Source organism: Novosphingobium sp. BL-S-19, assembly GCF_055521675.1.
The window spans coordinates 3,623,118-3,646,372 of record NZ_CM145498.1 but is presented as its reverse complement, the minus strand read 5'-3'; the positions used below and the strand labels follow the sequence as shown (position 1 = coordinate 3,646,372).

Annotated in this window: 21 protein-coding genes; 14 read left to right on the top strand and 7 right to left on the bottom strand. The window is 66.2% G+C overall.

The genetic code is table 11. The features are described from left to right. Positions 1–12: 12 nt before the first annotated feature. The 4 genes from ACZ1JV_RS25420 to ACZ1JV_RS25405 are packed head-to-tail and all read left to right on the top strand — an operon-like array spanning position 13 to position 4,229. Positions 13–813, top strand: a complete 801-nt coding sequence (locus ACZ1JV_RS25420; RefSeq protein ID WP_465151043.1) for an SDR family NAD(P)-dependent oxidoreductase — start codon at positions 13–15, stop codon at positions 811–813. Between the two features lie 2 nt (positions 814–815). Continuing rightward, complete coding sequence (locus tag ACZ1JV_RS25415) at positions 816–2,138, top strand: cytochrome P450 (RefSeq protein WP_465151042.1); 1,323 nt, start codon at positions 816–818, stop codon at positions 2,136–2,138. Continuing rightward, positions 2,135–3,169 carry an NADP-dependent oxidoreductase gene (locus ACZ1JV_RS25410; RefSeq protein ID WP_465151041.1) on the top strand — a complete coding sequence of 345 codons (1,035 nt, stop codon included), beginning with the start codon at positions 2,135–2,137 and terminating at the stop codon, positions 3,167–3,169. The genes ACZ1JV_RS25415 and ACZ1JV_RS25410 overlap by 4 nt, the downstream gene beginning before the upstream one ends. Positions 3,170–3,200: 31 nt before the next feature. Further along, entirely contained in the window at positions 3,201–4,229 is a 1,029-nt protein-coding gene (locus tag ACZ1JV_RS25405) for a DUF2889 domain-containing protein (protein WP_465151040.1), read from the top strand. A gap of 132 nt (positions 4,230–4,361) precedes the next feature. On the opposite strand, the gene ACZ1JV_RS25400 is transcribed toward ACZ1JV_RS25405, so the two are convergent. Both ACZ1JV_RS25400 and ACZ1JV_RS25395 read right to left on the bottom strand, forming a co-directional pair. Next, positions 4,362–5,153: a cysteine hydrolase family protein gene (locus ACZ1JV_RS25400; protein ID WP_465151039.1), complete on the bottom strand. Its 792-nt coding sequence runs from the start codon at positions 5,151–5,153 to the stop codon at positions 4,362–4,364. Continuing rightward, positions 5,153–5,983, bottom strand: a complete 831-nt coding sequence (locus ACZ1JV_RS25395) for an oxidoreductase (protein ID WP_465151038.1) — start codon at positions 5,981–5,983, stop codon at positions 5,153–5,155. Before ACZ1JV_RS25395 ends, ACZ1JV_RS25400 begins: the two co-directional genes overlap by 1 nt. Before the next feature lie 220 nt (positions 5,984–6,203). Between ACZ1JV_RS25395 and ACZ1JV_RS25390 the strand changes: the two genes are divergently transcribed. The 7 genes from ACZ1JV_RS25390 (at position 6,204) to ACZ1JV_RS25360 (ending at position 15,499) form a co-directional block, all read left to right on the top strand. After that, the gene (locus ACZ1JV_RS25390) at positions 6,204–7,142 is read left to right on the top strand and encodes a ribokinase (RefSeq protein WP_465151037.1); all 939 of its coding nucleotides are present in this window, start codon (positions 6,204–6,206) and stop codon (positions 7,140–7,142) included. A 40-nt stretch (positions 7,143–7,182) separates the two neighbouring features. Next, positions 7,183–8,307: an LLM class flavin-dependent oxidoreductase gene (locus ACZ1JV_RS25385; protein ID WP_465151036.1), complete on the top strand. Its 1,125-nt coding sequence runs from the start codon at positions 7,183–7,185 to the stop codon at positions 8,305–8,307. Positions 8,308–8,311: 4 nt separating this feature from the next. Continuing rightward, positions 8,312–8,968 (top strand): cysteine hydrolase family protein, encoded by a 657-nt coding sequence (locus tag ACZ1JV_RS25380; RefSeq protein ID WP_465151035.1) that lies wholly within the window; start codon positions 8,312–8,314, stop codon positions 8,966–8,968. Between the two features lie 23 nt (positions 8,969–8,991). Beyond that, on the top strand, positions 8,992–10,389 hold the full coding sequence (locus tag ACZ1JV_RS25375; RefSeq protein ID WP_465151034.1) for an amidohydrolase family protein: 1,398 nt from the start codon (positions 8,992–8,994) through the stop codon (positions 10,387–10,389). Between the two features lie 32 nt (positions 10,390–10,421). Next, complete coding sequence (locus ACZ1JV_RS25370; protein ID WP_465151033.1) at positions 10,422–11,621, top strand: MFS transporter; 1,200 nt, start codon at positions 10,422–10,424, stop codon at positions 11,619–11,621. A gap of 28 nt (positions 11,622–11,649) precedes the next feature. Then, positions 11,650–13,035 (top strand): zinc-binding metallopeptidase family protein, encoded by a 1,386-nt coding sequence (locus ACZ1JV_RS25365; protein ID WP_465152653.1) that lies wholly within the window; start codon positions 11,650–11,652, stop codon positions 13,033–13,035. 121 nt (positions 13,036–13,156) lie between these two features. Next, complete coding sequence (locus ACZ1JV_RS25360) at positions 13,157–15,499, top strand: acetamidase/formamidase family protein (protein WP_465151032.1); 2,343 nt, start codon at positions 13,157–13,159, stop codon at positions 15,497–15,499. A 290-nt stretch (positions 15,500–15,789) separates the two neighbouring features. Here ACZ1JV_RS25360 and ACZ1JV_RS25355 read toward each other — a convergent pair whose 3' ends face one another. From ACZ1JV_RS25355 to ACZ1JV_RS25345, 3 genes are read right to left on the bottom strand one after another with little or no spacing between them, the layout of a single operon-like run. Continuing rightward, on the bottom strand, positions 15,790–16,191 hold the full coding sequence (locus ACZ1JV_RS25355) for a metallopeptidase family protein (protein WP_465137064.1): 402 nt from the start codon (positions 16,189–16,191) through the stop codon (positions 15,790–15,792). Positions 16,192–16,201: 10 nt separating this feature from the next. Then, positions 16,202–18,100 (bottom strand): M1 family metallopeptidase, encoded by a 1,899-nt coding sequence (locus ACZ1JV_RS25350; RefSeq protein ID WP_465151031.1) that lies wholly within the window; start codon positions 18,098–18,100, stop codon positions 16,202–16,204. A gap of 42 nt (positions 18,101–18,142) precedes the next feature. Next, the gene (locus ACZ1JV_RS25345) at positions 18,143–19,645 is read right to left on the bottom strand and encodes a tetratricopeptide repeat protein (RefSeq protein WP_465151030.1); all 1,503 of its coding nucleotides are present in this window, start codon (positions 19,643–19,645) and stop codon (positions 18,143–18,145) included. A gap of 279 nt (positions 19,646–19,924) precedes the next feature. On the opposite strand from ACZ1JV_RS25345, the gene ACZ1JV_RS25340 reads away from it, so the two are divergent. From ACZ1JV_RS25340 to eco, 3 genes are all read left to right on the top strand, one after another. Further along, a complete protein-coding gene (locus tag ACZ1JV_RS25340; protein ID WP_465151029.1) occupies positions 19,925–20,338 on the top strand; it encodes a hypothetical protein in 414 nt (137 codons plus the stop codon). Between the two features lie 313 nt (positions 20,339–20,651). Further along, positions 20,652–21,347, top strand: coding sequence for a hypothetical protein (locus ACZ1JV_RS25335; RefSeq protein WP_465151028.1), 696 nt, complete (start codon positions 20,652–20,654; stop codon positions 21,345–21,347). A 136-nt stretch (positions 21,348–21,483) separates the two neighbouring features. Further along, positions 21,484–21,951 carry a serine protease inhibitor ecotin gene (gene eco, locus ACZ1JV_RS25330; RefSeq protein WP_465151027.1) on the top strand — a complete coding sequence of 156 codons (468 nt, stop codon included), beginning with the start codon at positions 21,484–21,486 and terminating at the stop codon, positions 21,949–21,951. A 253-nt stretch (positions 21,952–22,204) separates the two neighbouring features. Here the strand turns inward: eco and ACZ1JV_RS25325 are convergent, their stop codons facing one another. Together ACZ1JV_RS25325 and ACZ1JV_RS25320 are read right to left on the bottom strand one after the other, a co-directional pair. Continuing rightward, positions 22,205–22,567, bottom strand: coding sequence for a hypothetical protein (locus tag ACZ1JV_RS25325; protein ID WP_465137070.1), 363 nt, complete (start codon positions 22,565–22,567; stop codon positions 22,205–22,207). Between the two features lie 73 nt (positions 22,568–22,640). Next, positions 22,641–23,102, bottom strand: a complete 462-nt coding sequence (locus ACZ1JV_RS25320) for an outer membrane lipoprotein (RefSeq protein ID WP_465137071.1) — start codon at positions 23,100–23,102, stop codon at positions 22,641–22,643. Between the last annotated feature and the right edge of the window lie 153 nt (positions 23,103–23,255).

Here is a 23,255-nt window from a genome sequence, read left to right as displayed (position 1 = left end):
GGAGGGACCGGGATGCAAGGACTGCTCGAAGGCAAAGTCGCACTGATTACCGGGGCCGGATCGGGCGTCGGCCGCGCCGCCTGTCTGCTCTTTGCCGAACATGGCGCCAAAGTGATCGCGGTGGACGTGAATGGCGACAATGCGGCGGCGACGGCGGCCATGGTCCGCGCCGAAGGGGGAGAGGCCATCGCCGCCGCGTGCGACGTTTCCGATCCCGCCTCGGTCGATGGCGCGGTGGCGGCAGGCGTGGAGGCGTTCGGGCGGCTGGACTGCATCTACAACAACGCAGGAATCACCATCAGCCCGATTCCCGGCAAAGGCTTGCGCACGCTGGTGGAATGCGAGGGCGAGGACATGCGCCGCGTGGCCGAGGTGAACGTGATGGGCGTGATCCATGGGTGCCAGTCGGCGATCCGGCAGTTCGAGAAGCAGGGAGAGGGCGGGGCCATCGTCTCCACCGCCTCGGTCGCCGGGCTGATCGGTTACGGCGGCGTGTTCTATGGCGCCACCAAGGGCGCGGTGGTGCAGCTTACCCGCGCGCTCGCCATCGAAGTGGCGGACAAGGGCATCCGCGTGAACGCGGTCTGCCCGGCGGGCATGCTCACCCACTATGCCGGGATGGACCCCGACAGCGCGCATCGCGACCGCATTTTGGAAGGCATGGGCCGCGCGCATCCGCTGGGCCGCGCCATCGACCCGCGTGATACCGCTTCGGCGGCGCTGTTCCTCTGTTCCGATCTCGCCAGCAACGTGACCGGCGTGAACCTTCCCGTGGACGGGGGGCTCTCGGCCGGTCGCAAGGTAGGAGGCTGACCATGGCAACTTGTCCCTATTCGGGTAACGATTCCCGCTCCAACGCGCTCGCATCGCTGCTGTCGGACAATCCGCGCTATGCGGAGATGTTCGATGTCGACAAGGTGGAGGCCAATTCCGGCGTCGACCCGCGCCGCGACTATACCGAGGACATGAACCGTCTTCGCGAGGCGGGCGCGGTTCACAAGGGCACCCTGCGCGACCTGCTGGGCGTGCCGGAAATGGTCGACATGCTCGGCCCGCCGCGAGAGAACATGACGTTCTTCTCCTATCGCGCCTGCGAGATCGGCTTTCGCGAGAACCAACTCTATTCGTCCGAGGGCTATAACGAGAGTGCCGGAGTGCGCACGATCGGCACCACCATCCTCTCGATGGTCGGCAAGCCGCACAAGCGCCTGCGTTCTGCCGCGCAGCCATTGTTCAAGCGACCCAAGGTGTTGGACTGGTGGAACAAGCGCTGGATCGAGGAGACGGTGGACGTCCTGCTCGACCAGATCCGGGACCGTGAGACGACCGACCTCAACACCGACCTCTGCGCGCGCTTGCCGATGGCTACCGTCACCCGCGCCATCGGCCTGGAGGGGGAGGACGTGATCGAGTTCCGCTATCAGCTCAACCGCGCCACCTTCGGCGCGCGCAACCTGCCGCCCGAGGAAGCGGCCGAGGCGCGCGCCTGGGTCGACGGCACGCTGCGCCGCCTGATCGCGGAGAACCAGCGCGAGCCCGGCGACAACCTGATCGCCGGCCTGATCGCTTGCGAGATCACGCATGAGGACGGCACCAAGCGCCCGCTCACCGAGGATGAGCTGTTCGGCTACTGCAAGCTCGCCATCTTCGCGGGCGGCGGCACGACATGGCGGCAACTGGGCATCACCATCGATGCGCTGATGACGCACCGCCACTTCTGGGAAGCCTGCCGCGAAGATCGCAGCCTGATAGACCTTGCGGTGGAAGAGGGCCTGCGCTGGCGCGCCACCGATCCGGTGTTCATGCGCCTTTGCATGGAGGATACCGAGATGGAGGGCGTGAAGGTCCCCGCCGGCACCCGCATCCACTTGTGCCTCGGCGCCGCCAACCACGATCCGGCGGTGTTCGACAAGCCCGAGGAATACGACATCTTCCGGCGCAAGGAGCATCACATGGGCTTCGGCTTCGGCCCGCATCGCTGCCTGGGCATGGATGTCGCCCGGCAGGAGATGGTGGTGGCGATCAACGGATTGCTCGACCGCTTCCCGAACATGACGCTCGACCCCGCCAGGCCGAAACCCGAATATCGCGGCCTCGACCATCGCGGCATGTCGGCGGTGACGGTGAAACTGTGGTGAGCGGCACCATGAAGCAGGTGGTGCTGGCAAGCTATGCCGTGGGCAATCCGAAACCCGCCGACTTCCGCGTGGAGCAGGCCCCGATCCCCGAACCGGGCGAGGGCGAGATACTGCTGCGGACGCTCTGGCTCGGCCTCGACCCGCTGATCCGCTTCGCCATCGATGAAAAGCGGCTTTCCGGCGTCACCCAGGTCCATCCGGGCGAAGTGATGTACGGGCCGACCGTCAGCGCGGTCGTTCAGTCCAACCACCCCGGCTATGCGGTGGGGGACGTGGTGGAGGACCGCACCGGCTGGCGCGAATATGCGATCGTCGCGCCGGACAAGGCCGATTGGCGCGGGCCGCCACGCAAGCTCGATCCCGCGCAGGCGCCCGTTTCGACTGCACTCGGTGCGCTGGGGATGCCGGGGCAGACCGCCCATGCCTGCGTGATCGGCATCGGCCGCGTCGCGGCGGGCGAGACAGTGGTGATCTCGGCCGCAGCCGGCGCGGTGGGCAGCCTTGCCGGACAGATCGCGAAGATTCGCGGCGCGCGCGTGATCGGTATCGCCGGCGGGCCGGACAAGTGCCGGGGGCTGATCGACCTCGGCTTCGATGCCGCCGCCGACTACAAGGCGCCGGACTTCGCACAGCAACTGGCCAAGGCCCTGCCCGAAGGCGCGGATGTCTTCATCGACAATGTCGGCGGCGACGTGATGCTGGCCGTCCTTCCCCACCTCAAGCGCGGGGCGCGGATGCCGGTCTGCGGCTTCATCGCCTATTACGGGATGGGCATGGAAGGTCCGGGGCCGGACCGCCTGCCCGGTTTCTTCCGCACGATCATGTCCAAGGGGCTGGAGATCAAGGGTTTCGGCGGCTTTCTCGTCGGCGGCCAGCAGGCGCTGGACGACATCGCCGGCTGGATTGCGGAGGGGCGCATCCACTGCCTCGAGTCGGTGGTCGAGGGGCTGGAGGCAGCGCCCGAAGCCTTCGCCGGGGTGTTTTCTGGCAACAACCATCTAGGCAAGCTGCTGGTGAAGGTGTCAGGCTGACCGGCGAAAAGCAAAATCGCAGGATGCCACCATGACCACGCAAATTCCCTCTGCGTCCTACCCGCCGCCTCCGCGCCAGACGGCCAACCCCGCCCCCGCGCGCCCCGCGAACTCGCTGCGCCGCACCTCCAGCATCGATGTCGCCTGGCCCGATGGCGTGGACGGCCAGCGCCTCTTCGTCGGCCGCGCGCGCGACTATCTGACCGGGCCGGACGGCAGTGGCCGCACGCTGGCCAAGGGCGAATTCTCGCTGCGGATGACCGAGGACAAGACGATCACCCAGATCGCCGCAGAGCCCGCCCCTGCCTGCATCGATCAGCTCGTCGGCGCGCGTGCGGGCGGACATCTGCGCATGGCCCTGCGCGAAATCATGCCGGACCTGATCGCGCAGGCCGATCCGCTCTACCTCGTGCTCGACGATCTTTCGGGCACCGCGCTCGTCTCTTCCTTCGCATGGGGCCAATGGTTTCCCGAGCGGATGGAACTGCTCAAGAAACGGCTGGGTGACAGTGCAGACAACCCGGTTCTGGCCCAGCGCACCAATGTCTGCTGGGGACTTCAGGAGGGCAACAGCGGCGTCACCGGCGGCGTCGCGCTGGAAAATGTCGCCGATGCGGATGCCGGACACTTGCGCAACCCGGCCGATCCGGAGGGCTGGCACGAGTTCCTCGAACACGAAGGCCCCGGCTTCCGCCGCGCCCGCCGCATCGATGTGACGCTAGACGGCAACCTGATCCACATCGCCTCCGCCTTTCAGGACAGCGCCAAGCTGCGCGAAGGCGGCCGCGTCGCCATCCACGAATACAACCTTGGCGCGACTGTCGATGCCGAGACGCTGGAAGTGCTGAGTCTCACCCCCGAAGCGCGCATTCTGCCGTTCCGCGAGTGCCCCGGCGCCGTCCACAACGTCGCGCGGCTCGTCGGCCGTAACTTGGGCGAGGTGCGCGAGGACGTGCTGGAGATGCTGCGCGGTCCGGAAGGCTGCACCCACCTCAACGACGCCCTGCGCGCACTGGCCGATGTGCCGCGGCTGGTGGAGGAGCTGCGCCAGCCGGCGTAATGTCCAAATCCTCCCCTGCAAGGGGAGGTGGCAGCGCCCACCCTATATCGGGGCGCTGACGGAGGGGTGTAACCGGCGCGGTAGTGTGCGACGGAGAGGCTGACACCCTACGCCACCCTTCCTTCGACAAGCTCAGGATGAGCGGGGGCGGTCCTCATCTCCTTGCAGGGGAGGATTTTCGAAAGCTCTTTTCGGCACTGTCAGTTCCGGCGTCAGGTTTCGTATGACCGGTGATGAGTTGCAGAGACTAAGCCAAACTCTCTCCGCAAGCATCGCCAACACCTCATCCGAACCGCGCACGTCGGCGAAATTCAGCCGCAGGTTCATCAGTGCGGCATTGTGCTCGTCATCGGTCACCGCTGCGCAGGCATCGCTGACGACGATCACTTTCCAGCCGCGCATGTTCGCTTCGCGCGCAGTGGATTCCACGCAGACATTGGTGAGCGTGCCGGTCAGCACCAGCGTCTCCGTGCCCAGTTCCCGCAGTGCCTTTTCCAATGCCTGCTCCGGGCAGGAAAAGGCACTATAGCGGTACTTGTCGAGCACCAGATCACCAGCCTCGCGCACCATTGCCGGGTCGAGATCGTGCGAAATTTCCCCCAGCCGCAGCGCCGCAATCGCACGCGCCACGAACGGGTCGGAGCGGTCGTACTGCCAGTCCGGCATGGCCAGCGGCGGCTCGTCGCTAGTGGTCTGGCGCATCCAGATCACCGTGCCGCCCGCGCGCCGCATAGCTTCGGCGAGCCGGTTGCACGGCGCGATGGCGTCGCGGGCATGGGCATTGCCGAAGACTTCGCCCTCGCCCACGAATGCCGCCTGCATGTCGATCACCACCAGCGCAGTGCCGAGGGGATCGAGCGAGGGGAAATGGTTGTAACCCCGCCCCCGCTTCACCGCCCAGTCGGGCAGCACGGTCTTGTGCATCAGGCGGGTTCGAAGGCGGTGGAGAGCGACAGGGCTTCCCACTCGCGCATCTGCTTGCCCACGAATTCCAGTTGATCGCCCGCGTAATGCAGCGCGTCTTCGCCAAGGAACAAGTGCAACGGCGGCTCGGCGGCGTCGAGCGCGGTCAGGATCGCCGCGGCTCCGCGCGCGGGATCGCCCTTTTCCTTGCCCGCCCCTTCGGTCAGGCTGCGGCGCGCGAAGTGGGCGACGTCCTCGTAATCGGCGATATCGGCCTCGGCAATTTTCAGTCCCGCCGCCGCAAAGCCGGTGCGGAAGCCGCCGGGGGCGACATTGGTGACGCGGATGTTCATCGGCGCCACTTCCTGCGCCAGCGTCTGGCCGATGCACTCCATCGCATACTTGCTGGCGCCGTAGAGCGCCGTGCCTGCCCAGGGCGCATGGCCGCTGACCGAGGTGATGTTGATGATATGGCCCGCCCGGCGCGCGCGCATATAGGGCAGCAGTGCGCGCAACAGGCGCAGCGGGGCGAAGAGGTTTACGTCGAACAGCGCCTTGGCCTCTTCGATGGAGACTTCCTCGATCGCGCCGATCAGCCCGTAGCCGGCGTTGTTGACCAGCCGGTCGATGCCGCCCGTGATCTCCTCCGCCTTGGCGACAGCGGCCTTGACCGAGGCTTCGTCGGTCAGATCGACTGAAAGCGCGCGGGCGCGGCCGGGGGCGAGTGCCTCGAACTCCGGGTCGCTGTCCTTGCGGGTGGTGCCGACGACGGTGTCCCCGCGTGCGAGCGCGGCTTCGGCAAGGGCGCGGCCAAGGCCTCCGCCGATGCCGGTGATGAGCCAGGTAGTCATTATTCGCATGTCTCCCAAAAGGCGAAAGGCGTAGAGTGTGCGGCAAAGTTAGATCGCACGCGCGCGAAGGCTCTTGGCGCTGGAACCCGCAATTATTGTGCGGGGACGCACGGCGCCAGCACAGGCTTGACCCTGCAAGGCGGGCCATGCTGCACCCGATGTTGCACTTGCAGAACGTGGCTCCGCGAAGGGGCGGTTCAAGAATAGCGGAGCGGCAAACTTGGCAGTTCACATCGTCGGTTCGATCAATCTCGATATCATCACCTCGCTCGATCACCTGCCGCTGCCGGGCGAGACGGTCATCGCCAAGGCAACGGCGAAATTACCGGGCGGAAAGGGCGCCAATCAGGCGGTTGCCGCCGCACGCATGGGGGCGAAAACGCGCATGGTCGGCGCGGTGGGAGAGGACGATGCCGGGCGCTGGATGCGCGACCGGCTGGCGCGCGACGGGATCGCGGTTTCCGGCGTAGTCGCGCTGGAAGGGGTGGAAACCGGCACGGCCTACATCGCCGTCGATGCCGAAGGGGAGAACCAGATCGTCGTCGTCAGCGGGGCGAATGCGCGGCTCAGCCCGCCCGGTCCGGTTATGGAGGGGGTGCTGTTGGCCCAATTGGAAGTGCCGGTGGGCGCGCTGCTGCCGGTGTTCCGCAATTCCAAATGCATCCGCATCCTCAACGCCGCGCCCGCCGTGCTGGCGGCGGACGCGCTGCTCGATCACGTCGATGTGCTGGTGGTCAACCAGACCGAACTCGCTGCCTACGCCTGCTGCGGCCCGGTCGATGCGCTGCCCGCCGTGGTGCGGGAGGCGCGGGGCCTGATCCGGCATGACGATCAGGCGGTGGTCGTCACGCTCGGCGCGCGCGGATCGGTGGCGGTGAGGAAGGACTGGGACATTCACGTGCCCGCCGTGCCGGTGATCCCGGTCGATACCGTGGGCGCGGGGGACAGTTTCTGCGGTGCTCTTGCGGCGCTGCTGGACGAAGGGCGCAGCCTTGCCGAAGCGCTGCCCTGGGCCAGCGCGGCGGCAGCGCTCTGTACCTTGGGGCAGGGCGCGGCGCCGTCCATGCCGATGCGCGCGGCGGTGGCGGATTTGTTGTCGGGGGCGGCAACAGAACATGCGCCGCCGATCAAGAACCGGGCGGGCGTTGCCTTAGGCTGATCTCAGGACAGCACCGAACAAGAATTTGCAGAGGACTGAGATGAACCCGCATCCGCTGACACCCTTTGGCCTTCCCTCCGACCGCGGCGGCAAGGACCTTGGTCTGTTCCTGCCGGTCGCCAATGGCGGCTGGATCCTGTCGAAGAACAAGCCGGAGCTGGACGGCTCCTACGCCTACAACCGCCAGTGCGCGCTGCTGGCCGAGCAGGCGGGCATGGACTTCATCATGTCCATGTCGAAGTTCCGCGGCTACGGCGGCGAGACGAAGCACTGGGATTCCTCGCTCGATCCGATCGTGCTGATGGCGGCGCTTTCCGAAGTGACGAAGAAGACGCGCATCGTCACCACGCTGCACACGCTGCTGCAGAACCCGGCGGTGGCGGCCAAGATGATGGCGACGCTGCAGCAGGTGAGCGGTGGCCGCGCCGGCCTGAACGTCGTGACCGGTTCCTACAAGGGTGAGTTCGCGCAGATGGGCGCCTGGCCCGAGGACGTGAATCACGATCAGCGTTACGACCTCGCCTACGAATGGGTGCGCGCGGTGAAGGCGCTGTGGAGCGACGAATCCGTCACCATGCACGGCGATTACGTGACGCTGGACGATTGCGAATCCTGGCCCAAGCCGGAGCAGCGCCCGTTCCTTGTCTGCGCCGGATCGTCCGAGATCGGCATGCGCCTGACTTCCGAGGAAATGGACGCGATCTTCCTTTCGGGCGGCACCGGCGCCGAACTCGCCAAGAACAGCGATCGTGCCAAGACCATCGCCGCCGAATATGGCCGCAACATCCGCACCTATTCGATGATGACGCTGGTGATCGGCGACAGCGACGATGCCGCCAAGGCCACCGCGCAGCACTATGCCGCCGGCCTCGACGAAGGGGCGCTGGCGGGGATGATGCGCGCTTACGGCTTCCTGGATGCAGAGATCGGCAAGGAGAACGATTTCACCCGCAAGGCGCGCAGTTCGTTCATGTCCGCCCAAATCGTCGGCAGCGCGAAGAGCGTGACCGATCAGGTGGGTGACTTGCTCGAAGCCTCCGGCACTGACGGGCTGATGCTGATCTTCGACGATTACATCAAGAGCCTGCCGGTCTTCGGCGCGGAAATCCTGCCCGCCTTGCGTGAGCGGTTCCCCGACAAGGTTGCCGCCGCGGTGGAGGGCTGATCCGATGCCGCTGCGCGCTGACGAGCTGCCCCATGTGGATGCCGTTGCCCTCACCGGGATGATCGATCCGAAGACGACCGCGCTGGTGGTCGTCGACATTCAGGTCGATTTCGCCGCGCCGCAGGGGGTGCTGGGCCGCTATGGGGTCGATCTCTCGCCCGCCGAAGCGGCGATCGACAATTGCGAGAAGCTGGTGGCGGCGGCGCGCGGCGCTGGAGCCACAGTGGCGCTGATGCGCGTCGTCACCAGCCCCGAAACCGACTCGCGCGCGCTGAAGACCCTGATGGTCCGGCGCGGGCAGCCGGGGGGCGAAGCGATCTGCCGCGTCGCCGATGGCGGGGCGGACTATTACCGCATCTTTCCCGAGGAAGGCGATATCGAGATCGCCAAGCTGCTTTATGACAGCTTCCACGGCACCGATTTCGACGCGCAGTTGCGCGCACGCGGGATCCAGACTCTGGTGATCTGCGGCCTCTCCACCGATTGCTGCGTGGATCAGACGGCGCGCTCTGCCTTCCATCACGATTACGACGTGTTCCTCGTCTCCGACGCCAGCGCCGCCTACGAGCCGGGGCTGCACGAAAGCTCGCTTTCGGCGATGGAGAAGAACTGCGTGCTGCTGACCACGACCGATGCGGTCGCGAAAGCCTGGCAGGCTTGATGTTAAACGGGGGCAGCGATCCTGTGGCGCCGATCCCCGCAGACCTGCTGATCCGCCACGCTTGGCTGGTCACCATGGATGACGAGCGGCGCGTGTTTCGCGATGGCGCCATTGCCGTCGCCGGGGACCGGATCGTCGCGGTGGGCGCATCCGACGATGTGGAGCGCTCCGTTGCCGTGCGCGAGGTGATCGACGGCACCGACCGCTTCGTGGTCACGCCGGGCTTCGTCAATTGCCACGTCCACATGACCGGGGAGCCGATCACGCGCGGCGCGGTGCCGGACGATACCGACTGGCATGCCAATGTCTTCGGCTGGCTGATACCGACCTATCTGGCGCAGGAACCACAGGACGAAGCCGTCGCCGCGACGCTGGCCGCGCTGGAAATGCTGCGCAGCGGAACCACCACTTTCGTCGAGGCGGGGACGATCCTCGATCTTGGCGCAGTGCATGATGCACTGGCGGAAACCGGCATTCGCGGGCGGATCGGCCAATGGGTGCAGGACCGTGCTTTCGCGCCGGGCGAGGATCAGGCCGCGCTCACCATGGCTGCCGTAGCCAAGCTGGAAGCGCAGCTTGTGCGCTATCCTGCGTCGGGCGATGCGCTGCTGACCGCCTGGCCGCTGCTGGTGGGCCACAACACCGCCACCGACGATCTCTGGCGCGAGGCGACCTTGCTGGCGCGCGAGAGTGGCACCGGCATTTCCGCGCACATGAGCGCGGACCCCGCCGATCCCGAATTCTACCTTGCCGAGAGCGGCCTGCGTGCGATTGCGCATCTGGCCGAACTCGGTGCGCTCGGCCCGCACCTCTCGCTCACGCATGCGATCCACCTCGACGGGGGTGAGGTGGAGCTGCTGGCGACGAGCGGCACCAATGTGACGCATTGCCCGATGACGGCGATGAAGGGGGCCTATGGTGCCAGCGCGGCCGGGCGCTTTCCGCAGATGGTGGAGGCGGGCGTCAATCTGCAACTCGGCACCGATGGCAACAACAACGGCAACGCGGCCGACATGATGCGCGCGATGTTCGCCTGCGCCGGTCTGTTCAAGGATGCGCTGCGTAATTCCGATCTCTTCCCCGCGACCAAAGTGCTGGAAATGGCCACGGTCAACGGTGCGCGCGGGGCTGGCCTCGCGGGCACGGTCGGTGCGCTGAAGCCGGGGATGAAGGCGGACTTCGTACTGCACGACCGCAACCGGCCCGAGTGGCGGCCGCTGATGAATGTGGTGAACCAGCTGGTCTGGTCGGCCGATGGGCGCGGCGTTCATTCGGTGTGGGTCGACGGGCGGCGGGTGGTCGACAATTACCGCTCCACTCTGATCGACGAGGAAAAGCTCTACCATCAGGTCGAGAAGACCGGCGCGGCGGTGCTCGCCCGCGCGAAACTGGAGGTTCCCAGCGTATGGCCGGTGCTTTGAAGGGATTCGGGGGGAAGGGCTCCAGAGGCGGCGTGCTGTTCGCCTGCACGCTGGGCAATTCGGTGAGCGTGACACCGGCGGTGCATGCCGTTTTCGGCCTGTTTCTGGTGCCGCTGACCGAGGCGTTCGGCTGGAGCCGTGCGAGCGTTTCCGGCGTGCTGGGCATTCTGGCGCTGGTGGGCGCGATCACCTATCCGCTGATCGGCCGCCACATCGACAAGGCCGGCGCGCGCAAGACGCTGCTGATCGGCATTTTCGGCCTCTCGCTCTCGATTGCGGCGCTGGCGCTCAACAGCGGTAGTCTGGTGCAGTTCTATGCGACCTTCACCGTACTCGCGGTGTTCGGGGCGATGGCGGGCACGCCGATCTTCCAGAAGGTGATCGCCGACTGGTTCGACGAGAATCGCGGCACAGCCCTTGGCATCAGCGCTGGCGGTGGCTGCGGGATCGGCTCGGTGGTGCTGCCGGTGCTGGCCGCCGTGCTGGTGCAGACCTGGGGCTGGCGTGCGGGCTATCTGGGCATCAGCGCCTTCATGCTGGTGATCGCGCTGCCGCTGCTGGTCCTCTTGCTGCGCGACCGCGCCGCCGTTGCCGGCGGGGAAGCGGCGATCGAGCGCGAGGGCATGACCTTGGGCGAAGCGGCGCAGACGCCGATGTTCTGGCTGATCCTGATCGCACTGGCGGCAGGCGCGGGCGGGACCACGGCGGTGTTCAGCCATGTCGTGCCGATCCTGTCCGACCGGGGCTTTTCGGTGACGACCGGCACGGCGGTGGTCAGCGTCTTCGCGCTCGTCACGTCCGGCTGGCAGATCGCCACGGGCCGCATCATGGACAAGATCCAGACTCCGCGCGTGGCGGTGCCGATGTACCTGATGGCGGTGGTCGGCCTCGTGCTGCTGGAAACCGCGCAGGGCACGCCGCTGCTGATCGTCGGCGGGGCGCTGCTGGGCATCGGCCTCGGCGGCCAGTTCGGCGCGCTGCCCTATTTCATCGCCCGCTACTTCGGCACGCGGCATTTCGGATCGGTGATCGGCGCCATGTATTCGGCGGTGATCGCCGCGCAGGGGACGACGCCGATCCTGCTCGACCTCGTATTCGACGCGCGCCACTCCTATCGTCCGGCGCTGGTCGGCGTTGGCGCGGCGCTGCTGGCAGGCGCGCTGCTGCTCATGCTTCTGCCGCGCTATGGCCGCGAGGCGGAGAGTGAAACGCTCTTCGCTGCGGGTCACTGATTACTCACGGAGCCTGACTTTGGCCGATATGCCCGATCCCGTCCCGACTTTCGCCGATCCCGCCAAGGCACCCTACGCGGTCAGCGAGGAAGAACGCGCCGCCATCGCCGCAGCCATCGACACCGACGAACTGGTCGAACTGGCGCTGACGCTGGGCAACATTCCCAGCCGCTCGCGTGAGGAACTGGCAGCGGCCGAATTCGTCCACGACTGGATGGCCAAGGAGGGTTTCAAGCCGCGCAAGGTCGGCGCCACGCCCGAACGCCCCAATGTGATCGGCGAATACGGCGGAACCGGACGCGGCGCGAACCTGCTGTTCACCGCGCATCTCGACACCGAAAGCCCCAGCGGCATGCGCGAGCATGACAAGTTCCGCTATCGCGATTCCACACTGGCCGATCCCGAATGGAGCCAGTGCTGGCTGGACGAGGAAGGCCGCCTGCGCGGCTATCCGGTCAGCAACGATCGCGGGCCGATGTCATGCTTCTTGATCGCCGCCAAGGCGCTGCGCAAGGCAGGCATCGGCCTGTCCGGCAAGACCTGGCTCACTGCCTGCCCCGGAGAGATTGGCCCCGAACCGATCGAGGAATTCGCCGGCATCGGCTGGAACGGCAAGGACATCGGCGCTCATTACCTGTTCCACCACGGCGGCGTCGCGCCGGACTATGCGATCGCGGCCGAGGGCACCGACTTCGGTCTGACCTGGCAGGGCTGCGGCTATGCGCTCTACCGCGTGCGGATCTTCGGGCAGGGCGTGTTCTCGCCGATCCTCGACGCGCCCACCGATCCGCGCCGCCATCCCAATCCGATCTACCGCCTTGGCCCGGTGATCGATGCACTCCACGCCTGGGGCCTGAAGTTCGAGCGCGATTCGATCATGGAGACCGCCAGCGGCGCGATCCATCCCAAGGTCCAGATCGCCTCGGTACGCGGCGGCATGCCGATCGATTTCGGCGCGGGGACCGAGGTTTGCGCGCTCTATATCGACGTCTCGCTGAACCCGCGCCAGAAGGCGGCCGATGCCTATCACGGCATCATGGAAGCCATGCGCGGTGTCGATGTGGAGGCTTTCGACGTCGAGCCGGTGGTCGTCCGCCACGGTTTCGAGGCGCGGCCTTCCGAAGTCGCGCCGCTGGTCGGCGCGGTCGATGCCGCAACCCGGCTGGCGCGCGGCGCGAGCGTGGAGCCGGCGCACCCGGTCTATTCCAGCATGTGGCGCGATCACAACGTGTTCAACATGCACCGCGTGCCCGCCGTCACCACCGGCATGCCGCGCTGGCGGCCGACCGGCGCAGACATGGCCTCCAGCGCGCTGGTCTACGCCCTGACGATGCTTGCCGTCTGCGGCCGGGGCGACGCGCCGGTAGAGCAGGTTGGCACCAGTGTGTACGGCAACGAGACGCCTTTCGACTAACATATACGCTGCCCTTGCCGAGGGACGGGAGGCTCGATACACCTTTCGTCACAAGGTCGCCAAAGTATAGAATTGGACGCCCACTCGGGAAGGGTGCCACCGATTTCAGGGTGGTTCTCGCTTGCGCATAACGACCAACGTCTACCCCAAGGAGCAGCGCCGCGACGCCTGGCGGTTCGCGCTCAAACGCCTGTCGCTCACGCTGGACGAGGCGGATGAGGCGACGCTTTATGGCGAGCTGATCCATTTCCGCTCCAGCACCCATATCGACTTCATCCGCGTCACCGGCACTGCGCAGTCCTGGACCATCGACTTCCGCGATCAGCCGGCGACCTATTGGCTGGCGATGATCCTGGACGGCAGCGCCACGATGCGCGATGCCGGGCAGGAACTGCGCCTTGCCGATGGGGACATCATCTGCGGGCGCGGCGATACGCCGGTAAATCTGGCCTTTGCGGGCGATAACCGCAGCCTGATCGTGCAAGTGCCGCATAGCGAACTCAGCGCCCGCCTCAAGACCCCGATCAGCGGCCCGCCGCGCAAGATCGCCACAGACAGCGGCTCGGCGCGCATCTTCGCTGGCATGCTGCGTTCGCTGGCCGATACCCTGACGGACATCACCACCGATCAGGCGCGACCTGTCGAACTGGCCTTCCCCGAATTCCTCGTCACCGCCTTGCTCGACAATGCGCCCGCCAAGGCGCTGGGCGGCGCGGCGGGCATGCGTGCGGCGCTGCTGGAACGCATCTTCCAGACCATCGAGATTCGCCTGTCCGACCCGGATCTCAATTACCAGCAGGTCGCCGCCGAGCACGGCATCTCGCCCCGCTATCTCCAGAAGCTGTTCGAATCGATCGACGACAGCTTCGGCCACTATGTGAAGGTGCGCCGCCTCGAACGCTGCCGGCTCGACTTGCGCAGCCCGCTTCACGTGCAGAAGTCGATTTCGGACATCCTGTTCGAATGGGGCTTCAACGACAGCGCCTCTTTCAGCCGTGCCTTCCGCGAGCAGTACGGCATTTCACCCCGCGAATACCGCAAGGCCCCGCCGCAGGAGCAGGAGGCGGTCGAACTGCTGCGTCGCGGCCGACCCACCCGCAAGGAGCGCGCCGCGAAGGCCGACGAGGCGGTCGAGGTCGAGGAAGTTCTCGACGAGCAGCTTGAAGAACCGGCCGACGAAGGTCCTCAAGTGCCCGCCTACATGGGCGACACCGGCACCTCGCGCCATCACCACCTGCCGGCCACGCCCGAAACGATCCACTGGGGCTATCTCAGCAAGGACCTGAAGCCGGCGCTTCGCGTGCGGTCTGGCGACTTCGTGACGATCGAGGCGCTGACCCATCACGCCAACGACGATCCGGAGCGCATGGTCGAAGGCGATGCCGGGGTGGAGAGCGTCTACCACTGGGACCACTGCGGCAAAACGGTAGAGCGGCGCGGCGCGGGGCCGATGGACGCCAGCGCCTTCGGACGCGGGCCGGGCGAGGGCTTCGGCGTGCATATCTGCACCGGGCCGATCCACATCGAAGGCGCGATGCCGGGCGACCTGATCGAAGTGCGCATCCTGGACCTGAAGCCCCGCCCCAGCGGCAATCCGCGCTTTGCCGGCAAAAGCTTCGGCTCCAACGCCGCAACTTACTGGGGCTTCCACTACAACGATCTGCTGACCGAGCCGAAAAACCGCGAGGTGGTGACGATCTACGAGGTGGAAGCCGCCGGCGGGCGTCTGCCCACGGCCCACGCGGTCTATTCCTATCGCTGGACGCCGCAAGTCGATCCTTCGGGCGTCACCCATGCGCGCTACGACTATCCGGGCGTGCCGGTGAACCCGGAAAGCATCGAGCGGAATTACGACATCCTGCAGAACGTCGAGATCCCGATCCGCCCGCACTTCGGCGTGATCGCGGTGGCGCCGAACCATAACGGCCTTGTCGATTCCGTCCCGCCGGCCAGCTTTGGCGGCAATCTCGACAACTGGCGCACCGGCCCCGGCGCGCGGGTTTTCCTGCCGGTGCAAGTGCCCGGCGCGCTGCTCTCGCTGGGCGATCCCCATGCCTCGCAGGGAGACAGCGAGCTTTGCGGCACGGCCATCGAATGTTCGATGACCGGGCTGATCCAGATCGTCCACCACAAGGGCGCGGGCGTGATGGAGCAGTTGAAGGACGTCGATTACCCACTGATCGAGACCGAGACCGAATGGGTGATCATGGGCTTCTCGCACCCCAATTACCTGAAGGAACTGGGGCCGGACGCGCAGAGCGAGGTCTACAAGCAAAGCTCGATCGATGCGGCGATGCGCGACGCCTTCCGCAAGGCGCGGCGCTTCCTGATGACGGCCAAGCAATTGACCGAGGACGAGGCGATCTCGCTGCTGTCGGTAGGCGTGGACTTCGGCGTGTCGCAGGTCGTGAACGGGAACTACGGCGTGCACGCGGTGATCCGCAAGGCGCTGTTCACCAGCTGAGCATTTCGGAGCGTTTGCATCCAACACTCCCCGTCATCCCCGCGCAGGCGGGGATCCCGCTTTTCTTCGCGGGCGTGGCAGAGAGGAAGCGGGGCCCCCGCCTTCGCGGGGGCGACGAGGTCGGGTTTTGAGAGACCTGTCGGCGATCACCAAATCCTCCCCTGCAAGGGGAGGGGGACCGCCCGAAGGGTGGTGGAGGGGTGTCAGCCTCCCGGTGGCGGACTACCGCGCCGGTTACACCCCTCCGTCAGCGCTGCGCGCTGCCACCTCCCCGTGCCGGGGAGGACCGTTCAATCCGCGTCGTCTTCCAGCGCGTGCATGTCGTCGTCCGACAGGCCGAAGTGGTGCCCGACCTCATGCACCACCACATGCGTCACCAGGTCTTCCAGCGACACATCGGTTTCGCACCACTCCGCCAGCAGCGGCTGGCGATAGAGCGTGATGCGCGGGCGGAACTCGCCCGAAACCCATACCGATTCCTCGTCCAGCGGACGGCCGTGGTAAAGCCCGGTCAGGTCCCAGGCATCCTCGATCCCCAGCGCGTGCAGTGTTTCTTCGTCCGCGAACTCCTCGACATGGACGGTAATCCCGTCGAGGTGCTGCGCGAACGGCTGCGGGATGCGCGCGAAGGCGGCGTGGGCGAGGGCCTCGAACTCGGCGGGGCCGGGGGCGGAACCGAAGCGGCGGGTCATACGGGCCGGCCTACTGCGCGTTCGCGTCGGCGGCCAGGATGCGCTCTATCCCGGCGGCGGTGGAGGGATGGTAGGTTGGCTTGGCCTCGGCGAAGAAGTCCCGCGCCTTCGGCTGGCCCCAGTCACCTTGCTTCATCAGCCCCTTGTAGAGCGGATAGACCAGCAGCCCGCGGCCGATCCGCGAGAGATAGGCGCGCAGATAGGGCACCGCCGGATCGTAACGGTTGGCGATGGCCAGTTCGAACCAGGCCGACTGGATATAGGCATTGCCCGAGGCGGAGAGGCCCAGCGTCTCGTCCAGTTCCTTCAGGCGCGTCGGGCTTTGCTGGCGGTCGATGCCGTTGAGGAAGCGCAGCCATTCCTGCGTGGTCCAGCCGGCGGGCTGCACGGCGCTGGCTGGGCCGCCGGCGTTGAAGGCGGCCAGCTTGGTATCGACCTTGGCCAGCGTCGCGCTGTGGACGCGCACGGCGTTGTCCGGCAGGCCGGCGCCGTAGGCCCAGCGGTCGAGCTGAAGCTTCAGTTCCAGTTCCGGCTGACCCTTCAGCAGACGTTCGCGAAGGTCGGCAAGGAAGCCGGCGGTGGTCTGCGGCTGGAAGGCGTGACGGTCGAAGTAGGAGGTGAGGTAGGCGTCCCACTTTGCGCGGCCCACGGTATATTCGATCATGCGCAGGAAGTTGGAACCCTTGGTGTAGTCCACCTCGCCCGCGCCCGGTTCGCCGTTCAGGCGCGTGGCGGCGCCGGTCTGGCCGCCGGCCGCGGCGATCTCACGCTGCATCACATCCCAGTCGAGATCGGCATAGGTAGCAGCCTGCTCCTTGCCGTAGAGCGATTCCATGATGCGGTTTTCGAAGTAGGTGGTGAAGCCCTCGTTCAGCCACGAATCCGACCATGTGGCATTGGTGACGAGATTGCCCGACCACGAATGCGCCAGCTCATGCGCGACGACATCGGTGTTCGAGCGGTCGCCCGTGACGATGGTCGGCGTCAGGAAGGTCAGCATCGGGTTTTCCATGCCGCCGTACGGGAAGGCGGGCGGCAGCACGAGCATGTCGTAGCGGCCCCAGCGATAGGGACCGTAGAGCTTGCTGGCGGCGTCGATCATCTTTTCGACATCGACGAACTCCTTCGCCGCCTTGTCCAGCATCGGCGCCTCGGTCCAGACGCCCGAACGGGGGCCGAGCGACTTGAACTTCAGGTCGCCCACCGCGAAGGCGATCAGGTAGGGCGGCACCGGCTTGTCCATGCGGAAGCGGAACTGGCGGCGGCCGTCGGGCAGGGCCTCGCCCTTGTCGCCCGAAAGCTTCTCGGCGCTCATCACCGCAACCATGTCGCCCGGCACGCGAAGGGTGGCTTCCCAGGTCTGGCGGACGCCGGGGCTGTCCTGCGTGGGCACCCAGGAACGGTTGAGGATCGCCTGACCCTGGCTGAACAGGAACGGCTTCTTCTTGCCGAAGGTCATTTCCGGCGGCAGCCACTGCAGCGCGGTGGCGCCGGGCTTGGAACGGTAGGCGATCTTGATCTTCGTTGCGCCGGCCAGTTCGACGGTGAGGGCCGAGCCGATATCGGCGTTCGCGGTGTCCTTGGGGCCGACCGTCCACTTCAGCGGCTTGCCCGAGGCGTCGGTGACGGCGGACACGTCCATGTCGTTGACGTCCAGCACGATCTGCGTGGCGCCCGGCGCGGCCAGAATGTCCAGCACGGCGCTGCCGGCCAGCGTCTTGCTGGCGAAATCGACATCGAGGTCAAGCGCGACATGGGTGACGCGCGCCACTTGCGGCTCGGCGTGGGTCCAGACGTCCTTCGCCTCAGGCGTGGTCAGGATCGGAGCGGGAGTCGTTTGGGCCATCACGGGCGAGATGGCGACGGAAGCGGAGCCGGCAAGGAGCGCGGCGGCAAAAAGAGTGCGCATGGGCGCGGTTTATGGCCGCGCCCATGGAGAGGTGCAAGAGGACTAGAACGTGGTGGGATAGATGTCGAAATGCCCGATGCCGCCCGCGCGAACGATCGCCGCCTGCACATCCCCGCGCGCGCGCAGCGCCTGCATTCGGTCATCGAAGGGATCGCGCGGAAGGTTGCCGGGGGCGGCGCGGTAGATGCTGAGCCGGGCCAGCGCCTGCACGCGCAGGTCCGGTTCGTCCAATCGGGCGATCATCGTTGCCGCGGCCGCGTCGATCCGGCCCAGACAGAGTTCCAGATCGGTCAGCGCGTCCGGATGGTCCTTCCCATGCGCTTCGGCATAGGCAAGATCGGCTTCGGCAAGGTCCTGCCGGCCCAGCGCCTGCGCGGCGCAGCCGTGGGCCAGATGGTATTCCATCACGCCATAGGGGCTTGCCTGAAGCTGCCCGCCGGCGAAGGGCTCCAGCACCGTCAGTGCATCCTGCGGATGGCCGAAGCGCGCGTGCAGATAGGCAAGGTTGATCGACTGGCTGACATTGGCCGCGCCCTGCTCCCCGCCGCTGATCGCGCTGCGATAGGCAGCGACGGCATTGTCGTAGCGGCCAAGCTGCTCATAGGTGCGGGCAAGGCCGTCCCACCACCAGTTGAGCCGTTCTGCGCGGTCGGAAAATTGCTTGGCCAGCACACCGTCCGGCCGGGCTGCCTCTAGCGTGGCCAGCGCCTTTTCGGGCTGGCCCAGCGTGCGCTGCGTGGCGGCAAGGTCGATCGGCAGATCGAGCAGGCCGGGCCGGGCAAGGCTGCGCTTCTCCAGATCCGCCGCCTGCCGCTCATAGGCGGCGCGCACGTCGAACCCAGCCGGCAGCACGGTGCGCAGCGTGGGATCGAGGCTGGCGTCGAGCAGCCTTTGCGCACTATGAATGCCGGCGATCTGCGCGGTGGCGCCGGCCTTGTCACCGTCCTGCGCCAGCAACTTGGCGTAGCGCAGCCGCATGCCTTCATAGCTGGGATCGTCCTTCGCCGGGGCGAACTTAGGGTCTGTCGTGAGCACCAGCAGGCGGCGATATTCCGAAGGATCAGGCTCTTCCGCCAGGCGGCGGGCGAGTGTGAAGATCCAGTCGCTCTTGAACGTGCCGAACGCGGCCGGGGCGTCATGCTGGATCGTTTCCAGCGTGGTCACCGCATCGTGATTGCGGTTGCTGTCGAGTTCCAGACCGAAGCGCATCCGCCAGGCCACGTCCGGCGCACCTGGCAGCGTGGTGAGGGCGCGGGCGTGGACCAGCGCCGGTTCGATCCGGTTGCTGCTTCCTTCGCAGAGCACGGCCGCCAGCAGGACCCGCATCTGCTGGCTGGCGTCGAGCGTCGGGAAATCCTTGCGCGCCAGAAGCGGCGAGACGATTTTCATCGCACCGGTGCAGTCGTTGCCGTTCATCGACGATTGCAGGCGCGGCATGGCCTTGGCGAAGTCCGCATGGATGTCCGCCCGCGCCTGCGCCATCGCCGGCAGCAGCGCGAAGCCGCCCAGAAGCGCCAGAGCCGACGCACGACCAGTTCTTTTCATCGGTTTCCTCGTATATTCCGATAAATTCTAGGAGAAGGGCAGGGGTTTGTCAGCCGGATGACGGCAAAAAACGCGCATGGTCCCCGGAACGAAAGGGGATAGGGCGCAAGTCGGGTCGTGGTTGTTGGGTAAAGCCGATTTGCATCATCGGGCTTTGTCGGTGTACCTCTTGTCTGACGGCAAGGGGCATTCTCGGCCTTTTTGTTTTTTGTTTGCTTTGAATGGGTTTGCGCTATCTGGCCCGATGCGTTCGGGCGGATTTGCGCGGGGGAAATATCGATGAGGCGTTCGTTTCTGCTGACTCTTGGCGCTCTGTGCTTCGTCGCGCCGCTGGGCGCGCTGACCGCACAGCCGAGTGGCGCGAATGCAGCGTCGAATGCCTGGATCTTTCTCGGCGCGCGAAACATCGCCAGCGGCACCGAGCGCGAGACCGTGCAGGTGACCAGCGAGCGTCACCTTCGCCAATTGAAGTTCTGCGTCTTCAACACGCCTCTCCGTCTTGAGACGCTGGCCATTCAGTTCGAGGATGGCCAGCGGCAGGAGGTTCCCGTGCATGACCGCATCGCGGCGGGGGGGTGCACGCCAACCGTCGATCTGGCGGGGGCGCCCCACCGCGTCCGTACGGTTGAACTGGCTTTCGGCAGTGTTTCGCGGTTTCGCCGCGCGCCGATGGTGCGCGTCGTCGGCCGCTGAAACGGCGCACGGCTCGGCGCGTTTGTGGCCGATATCGGGGAAATTCCGTATATGCTCCGATGCACGCTTGGATGATACCGCATAAGAGTGCGATTGGAATGTACCGGGCAGGATTGGCGCATTTGCGACAGGCCGCGCATCCTTGTTCCGGAACTTCGGTTGGCCTGCGAACTTTAGAGTATGCAAACCTCGGCTGCTCATAACTTTGGCGGGAGTACGACGATGACCGTATGGATCGCGCAATGAACGCCGCGGCGAAAATGGCCTGATCATGGCCGGTCCGGGGCGAAACGCCGCTTTCGCGGTCCTGGGCGTGGAAACCGGTCTGGCGTGGCTGGTCGCCTGCCCGCTGCCCGCGCTGGCGCAGGAGAGCGCCGGACGGCCCACGCAGGATCCTTTGGTGACCGTTCAGCGATCCGGTTCGAATACTACCCCCGATGCCTTGTCCCAGTCGCGCGGATATGAAGGCAGGCGCGGTCTTCGGCAGGCGTCGAATCTGGTCCTGACCCCGGCGGCATCGATCCCGGTTCCGCTACGGCGCCGTGGGCAGAGCGCGGATACGTCGCCGCCCTCAGCATCGAACCAGCCGCCCCTCCAACCAGGTGTCCCCCATCGCTTTGGACCGGGGCCGGGTACTTTGCGCATCGCACAAGAATTTGCGCCGCGTCGGGCGGCTGCGCCGTCCGGAACGGCCGCCGATCACATCGAGCGGGTCTCGCCGACGGCAATGACGATCGCGACGCTAGAAGACGATCTGGCACTTTCCCCGGAAGGGCCGGAAAACCGGCGCCGCTATCGCGACCGGGATCTCATGTCGTATATCAAGCACCGCAATTGGAACTTCGCCACCTACCTGGGCCTCGATCTTGCCGATGCGCTGGACGTGCGCGAGCCTTGGCTGCGCGATCTGTCGCTGGGTGTCGAATGGCCGAAGATCAAATCGGTGGTGGCGGCCGGGCGCCGCTCAAACCCGGCGGCGCCGGCGATCACGATGGGAATCGCCTTCTGACGGGGGAATTGCCTTCTGACGGATCAGGCGGCGCGCGCGGACCGAACTCAAAGTATTCTGCAAGTATTCTGCGAGGTGGGAAATGGCCGGCTCAAGTTCTTCACACGCCGCGAACCCGTCACGATGGGCGGGCCGCATGGCGCTGGGCGTGGCGGCGTCGCTTGCGCTGGCACCGGCGACCGGCGCCGCCCCGGCGAAGCGCACGGCGGCGGACGAGTTGAAGGCATTTCCCCCTGCTCAGCCCGGGCAGATACGGCGGGTGATCTTCCTGCCCCAGGCCGCCAAGGAAGATGCGCTGAAGGTTGGAATAATCGTCGGCAGGACGATGATGGTGGACTGCAACCGCCACCTGTTCGGATCGCGTTTGGAAAAGCGCACCGTAGCGGGCTGGGGCTATGACTATTATGTCGTAACGACGGCGCATCCGCCGGCCACAACCTTGATGGCCTGCCCACCCAACAGCCAGTCGAAACAGTTCGTGCGCAGTGCCGACGAACCGATGTTGCGCTACAACAGCCGTCTTCCCATTGTGATCTTCACGGCGCCCGAGGTGGAGATCCGGTATCGCATCTGGCGGGCAGGGCCGGAAACGACGGCCAAGTAATCACCGGTCGGAATTACTTCAGCCGGGGCCGGCCCGCCTTTTCGTTAAGAGTCCGTTTGAAAAATGCCCGCAGGGGCATTTTTGAGGCGGCACCGACCCTCTCCCGTTCCGAAGAACACGAAAAGGTCCGGGGGACCTTTTCGCTGAGGGGGCCTACCACCCGCAGGATACTACCGATGGGTGGTAGGGTGGGGGAGAGGGCCGGTGCCGCACAATTCGCATTTCGCGAATTTTCAAACGGTCGTTCAGTTGTTCAGCGCTGCAACCGCAGGTTTTGCGGATTGAACCGCTGCACTTCGAACACATTGGCGGATCGCCTGAACACCACCGATCCGCGCGCGAAGTCCACGGCCACCACGTTCAGCGCCTGGCCCGGCTTTTTCGGATTGGCGGCGTAGTAATTGTTCAGCAGCATCGTGCCGACCACGCCCGTTACCGTATTGCCCTTCACCGCCCGCTTTTCCACTTCGGCGCGGGTGGGCGCGTCCAATTGCGCCAGAACCGCACGATCGAATGTCGAACTGTTGGCCGGTTGCGCGGCGGCAGGCGGGGCGAGCGTTGCAAGTGCGAGCGCCGCAGGGCCGAATAGGGCCAGTCGTGGGAGATCGAAATGCATATGCCTGTTCCTTTCAGGGCAATGTCCGGCGCTAGGCGCGACCGGGTTGTGCAGCGTCAGTGAGTCAGCCGGATCAGTGAGTTACCCGCGCATTTTCGGATGTGCCGGAAAGCCGCACTCGGTCACCCACGCGGAAGTCGCGCGGATCGCCGGGCTGGACGACCGCCACGTCGTCCCCCGAATCCAGGTGCAACGTGATCTCGATACCTGCCGTGCGGGACGAGCCTTGCAGCGCGCTGCCAACTGCGCCGCCCACGACGGCGCCGGCCACGCCGCCGGCGACATTTGCGGCGGTGCTGCTACCGATCTGGCTGCCGCCGATGGCGCCTAGCGCACCGCCCGCTACCGTGCCAACCCGTGTCTGTCCCGGACGAATTTCCACCTCGCGGATCGCGGTGACTTGCCCGAACTGGACCTGGGCGACTTGCCCGGCCTCGTTCTGAGAGAATGAGGATACGCCCGGTTGCGGGGTGCATCCGGCCAGCAGCGCGGCACCGGCAATGGCCGGCATGATCGCGAAAGCAGAGGCTTTCATGGCTTTCTCCTTATCTCAACACGTGAGTTCACCAGGGCAACGGCTTGGCAGGCGGCAGCAATCGCCGCACTTCGACCGATCCGAAACGGCGCGCGCTTCGAAACACTATGCAGGATCAAAGCAAAGCACGCGCACGCCGTAAGTCCCGGCAGC

Bases quoted from the DNA above. Each gene is read 5' to 3' on its own strand.
- ACZ1JV_RS25420 (WP_465151043.1), top strand. From the start codon at position 13: ATGCAAGGACTGCTCGAAGGCAAAGTCGCACTGATTACCGGGGCCGGA.
- ACZ1JV_RS25415 (WP_465151042.1), top strand. From the start codon at position 816: ATGGCAACTTGTCCCTATTCGGGTAACGATTCCCGCTCCAACGCGCTC.
- ACZ1JV_RS25405 (WP_465151040.1), top strand. From the start codon at position 3,201: ATGACCACGCAAATTCCCTCTGCGTCCTACCCGCCGCCTCCGCGCCAG.
- ACZ1JV_RS25400 (WP_465151039.1), bottom strand. From the start codon at position 5,153: ATGCACAAGACCGTGCTGCCCGACTGGGCGGTGAAGCGGGGGCGGGGT.
- ACZ1JV_RS25395 (WP_465151038.1), bottom strand. From the start codon at position 5,983: ATGACTACCTGGCTCATCACCGGCATCGGCGGAGGCCTTGGCCGCGCC.
- ACZ1JV_RS25385 (WP_465151036.1), top strand. From the start codon at position 7,183: ATGAACCCGCATCCGCTGACACCCTTTGGCCTTCCCTCCGACCGCGGC.
- ACZ1JV_RS25380 (WP_465151035.1), top strand. From the start codon at position 8,312: ATGCCGCTGCGCGCTGACGAGCTGCCCCATGTGGATGCCGTTGCCCTC.
- ACZ1JV_RS25365 (WP_465152653.1), top strand. From the start codon at position 11,650: ATGCCCGATCCCGTCCCGACTTTCGCCGATCCCGCCAAGGCACCCTAC.
- ACZ1JV_RS25355 (WP_465137064.1), bottom strand. From the start codon at position 16,191: ATGACCCGCCGCTTCGGTTCCGCCCCCGGCCCCGCCGAGTTCGAGGCC.
- ACZ1JV_RS25350 (WP_465151031.1), bottom strand. From the start codon at position 18,100: ATGCGCACTCTTTTTGCCGCCGCGCTCCTTGCCGGCTCCGCTTCCGTC.
- ACZ1JV_RS25345 (WP_465151030.1), bottom strand. From the start codon at position 19,645: ATGAAAAGAACTGGTCGTGCGTCGGCTCTGGCGCTTCTGGGCGGCTTC.
- ACZ1JV_RS25340 (WP_465151029.1), top strand. From the start codon at position 19,925: ATGAGGCGTTCGTTTCTGCTGACTCTTGGCGCTCTGTGCTTCGTCGCG.
- eco (WP_465151027.1), top strand. From the start codon at position 21,484: ATGGCGCTGGGCGTGGCGGCGTCGCTTGCGCTGGCACCGGCGACCGGC.
- ACZ1JV_RS25325 (WP_465137070.1), bottom strand. From the start codon at position 22,567: ATGCATTTCGATCTCCCACGACTGGCCCTATTCGGCCCTGCGGCGCTC.
- ACZ1JV_RS25320 (WP_465137071.1), bottom strand. From the start codon at position 23,102: ATGAAAGCCTCTGCTTTCGCGATCATGCCGGCCATTGCCGGTGCCGCG.